This window comes from Micromonospora parastrephiae, from assembly GCF_016802865.1.
GTDB classification, from domain to species: domain Bacteria; phylum Actinomycetota; class Actinomycetes; order Mycobacteriales; family Micromonosporaceae; genus Micromonospora; species Micromonospora parastrephiae.
Genome location: NZ_JAEVHM010000341.1, coordinates 1 through 3228 on the forward strand (window position 1 = coordinate 1; position 3228 = coordinate 3228).

The window sequence follows — 3228 nt, forward strand, 5'->3', positions numbered from 1 at the left end:
GGCGGCGGCGGCGCGGGAGGAGGCGTTCGGGGGCAAACCGCCGGAGCTGGCCGGCCCGCTGACCCTCGCGCAGAGCATCAACGCGGCGCTCGCCGACGGTCTGCTCGACCACCCGCAGATGGCGATCTTCGGCGAGGACGTGGCCGCCAAGGGCGGGGTGTACGGGGTGACCAAGGGTTTGCGCGACCGGTTCGGGGTGGCCCGGGTCTTCGACACCCTGCTCGACGAGACGTCGGTGCTGGGGTTGGGGTTGGGCGCGGGGCTGGCCGGGATGCTGCCGGTGCCGGAGATCCAGTATCTGGCGTACCTGCACAACGCCGAGGACCAACTGCGCGGCGAGGCGGCCACCATGCAGTTCTTCTCGCGGGGGGCGTTCCGTAACCCGATGGTGGTGCGGGTGGCCGGGCTGGCGTACCAGGAGGGGTTCGGCGGGCACTTCCACAACGACAACTCGGTGGCCGTACTCCGGGATGTGCCGGGTCTGGTGGTCGCGGTGCCGGCGCGGCCGGACGACGCCGCGCCGATGCTGCGGACCTGCCTGGCCAGCGCGGCGGTGGACGGCAGCGTCTGCGTGTTCCTGGAGCCGATCGCGCTGTACCACACCCGCGACCTGTACGCCGACGGCGACGGGGAGTGGCTGGCGGGTTATCCGGAGCCGGGCGCGTGGGTGGCCGGGCACGTGCCGGTCGGCCGGGCCCGGGTCTACCGGGTGGGCTCCGCCGACGACCTGACCATCATCACCTTCGGTAACGGGGTGCGGATGTCGCTGCGGGCGGCGGCCGTCCTCGCCGAGGAGGGGGTGGGCACCCGCGTGGTGGACCTGCGCTGGTTGGCCCCGCTGCCGGTGGCCGACATCATCCGGGAGTCCTCGGCGACGGGCCGGGTGCTGGTGGTGGACGAGACGCGCCGTTCCGGCGGGGTCGGCGAGGGGGTCATCGCCGCGCTGGTCGACGCCGGATATGTGGGTGCGGCGCGTCGAGTAGCCGGAGTTGACTCGTTTGTACCATTAGGTCCGGCAGCGCGTCACGTACTGGTCTCCGCGGAAGCCATTACCGACGGTGCCCGTACGCTGCTGGCACGGTAAATTCCGTTGCACCCGGTGCGCCACTTGCGCGCAGAGGCACAAGTGTGTGGACTTTGCCTGACGGCGTCGGTCCGACGCCGCGAGCAGGGACGAGATGAGGAGGCACGCGACAGTGAGCGCGACCGCTGGTCAGGCCGCCGACGGGGTACGCAGCCTGGCGGACCGGTTCGGGATCGAACCGGGGATGGTCGTCATGGAGATGGGGTACGACGACGACGTCGACCAGGATCTCCGCGACGCCCTGACCGACCGCTGTGGAGATCTGGTCGACGAGGACACCGACGAGGTGGTCGACGCGGTGCTGGTCTGGTACCGCGACGGCGACGGTGATCTCTTCGAGCTTCTCGTCGACGCCCTCGGCCCGCTGGCCGACAACGGGGTCGTGTGGCTGCTCACGCCGAAGGCGGGGCGTGAGGGGCACGTCGAGCCGAGCGAGGTCGCGGAGTCCGCGCCCACGGCCGGCCTCCAGCAGACCTCGACCGTCAACGCCGGCCGGGACTGGAGCGGTGCCCGCCTGGTGCTGCGCCGTGGGGCCAAGGCCAAGAAGTAGCCTCCGGCCGTTGCACACGCTCGGCGGTCGGTACCGCCGGGTGTGGCAGGTTGCTGCCGTCCCTGACCCGACCGAGGAGTTCACATGCCCATCGAGGTTGGTGCCGAGGCACCGGACTTCGTGCTGAAGGACCAGAACAACCAGGAGGTCCGGCTCTCCGACTTCCGCGGTCGGCGCACCGTGCTGCTGGTCTTCTACCCGCTCGCCTTCACCGGCACCTGCCAGGGTGAGTTGTCCGAGGTGCGGGACAACCTCGACGAGTACGTGAACGACGACGTCCAGGTGCTGACGGTCAGCGTCGACTCGGCCTACAGCCACAAGGTCTGGGCCGACCGCGAGGGCTACCAGTTCCCCATGCTGGCCGACTTCTGGCCGCACGGCGCCGTCGCCCAGGCGTACGGGGTCTTCAACGACGTCGCCGGCTTCGCCAACCGGGGCACCTTCGTCATCGACAGGAGCGGCGTGGTGCGCTTCGCCGAGATGAACGGCCCGGGCGAGGCCCGCGACCAGCAGGGCTGGCGCAAGGCCATCGCGGAAGCGGCCATCTGACCGGGGTACGCCGTGCGTCCGGGCCGGCGGCAAGCAGGTAAGCTTGCCAGCCACCGGCCCGCCACACGGGGCGTTCCGGGCGCGTAGCTCAGTGGGAGAGCACCCGCCTTACAAGCGGGGGGTCGCAGGTTCGAAACCTGCCGCGCCCACAACCCTTCGACCAGGAGTCGCCGACCCGCCAGAAAGCCGTGGACCGGGCGGTGCGCCTCGTGCCCGATCGGGTTCGCCGTCGTTCCACACCGAACGGGGCTACCTGGTCACGAGGTTGCGCAGTGCCGCGATGGCCGCCCGGTCGCTGACCTCGGCGTAGATCTTCCTGTCGGCGCCGACCATGACGACGTACGGGCACTTCTGGTCGTCGCCGGTCATCGTCTTCTCCAGCAGCTTGCGGCCGGTCGCGGCCTCGTACACCCGCAGACGCCAGCTCGTGCGCACCAGCGGCAGGGTCTGCGGCTTCGGGTCGTCGAACTTGCAGGTGCGGATCGTCGAGCCGGCGCTGACCCGGTCCAGGCAGGCGACCATCTGCACCGTCCTGGGGTCCTCCGACGCCCACGTCTGCTCGACCTTCTTGGACAGGCCCAGGTCGTAGTAGTAGCCGTCGTCCTTGTAGCGCAGGCCCGGGGTGTCCGCCAGGAGCAGGACGACCGGGTGTGGCGCCTTCCCGGCCCGTTTGGGCAGCTCGGGGTAGTAGACGTCCTCGTCGCACACCCGGTTCAGGTCCTCGATCTTCTCCGCCGGGTACGCGCTGGCCTGCGGCCCCTGCACGACGGGCTCCTCGACCGGGGTGGGGGTGGCGCTCGCCGTCGGGCCGCCGCCGGTCGAGGGCCCCGCCGGCGCGGTGGCCTTCGGGCCGGACGCGGCGGTCTCCTCGTCGCGCAGCAGGAAGAAGCCGCCGACCAGGCCGAGGCAGAGCACCAGCAGGACGACCACGACGCCTCCGACGACGGCGGCGACGATGGCGGAGTGGTTCGAGCCGGTGGGCGGCGTCGCGCCGACCCAGCCGGGGGCGCCGACGGTGACGCCGGGCTCCGACGGCATGCCGACG

Annotated in this window: 4 protein-coding genes and 1 tRNA gene; 4 read left to right on the forward strand and 1 reads right to left on the reverse strand. The window is 71.3% G+C overall.

From position 1 onward, the window contains the following. The 4 genes from JNW91_RS30610 to JNW91_RS30625 all read left to right on the forward strand — a co-directional run. On the forward strand, window positions 1–1084 hold a 1084-nt coding region (locus JNW91_RS30610; protein WP_305070430.1), incomplete at its 5' end, for an alpha-ketoacid dehydrogenase subunit beta. A gap of 112 nt (window positions 1085–1196) precedes the next feature. After that, a complete protein-coding gene (locus JNW91_RS30615; RefSeq protein WP_030330240.1) occupies window positions 1197–1634 on the forward strand; it encodes a DUF3052 domain-containing protein in 438 nt (145 codons plus the stop codon). An 84-nt stretch (window positions 1635–1718) separates the two neighbouring features. Beyond that, window positions 1719–2183: a peroxiredoxin gene (locus JNW91_RS30620; RefSeq protein WP_203178953.1), complete on the forward strand. Its 465-nt coding sequence runs from the start codon at window positions 1719–1721 to the stop codon at window positions 2181–2183. A 77-nt stretch (window positions 2184–2260) separates the two neighbouring features. After that, window positions 2261–2332: transfer RNA gene (locus tag JNW91_RS30625), tRNA-Val, on the forward strand. 100 nt (window positions 2333–2432) lie between these two features. Here JNW91_RS30625 and JNW91_RS30630 read toward each other — a convergent pair. Beyond that, on the reverse strand, window positions 2433–3228 hold a 796-nt coding region (locus tag JNW91_RS30630), incomplete at its 5' end, for a hypothetical protein (RefSeq protein WP_203178954.1).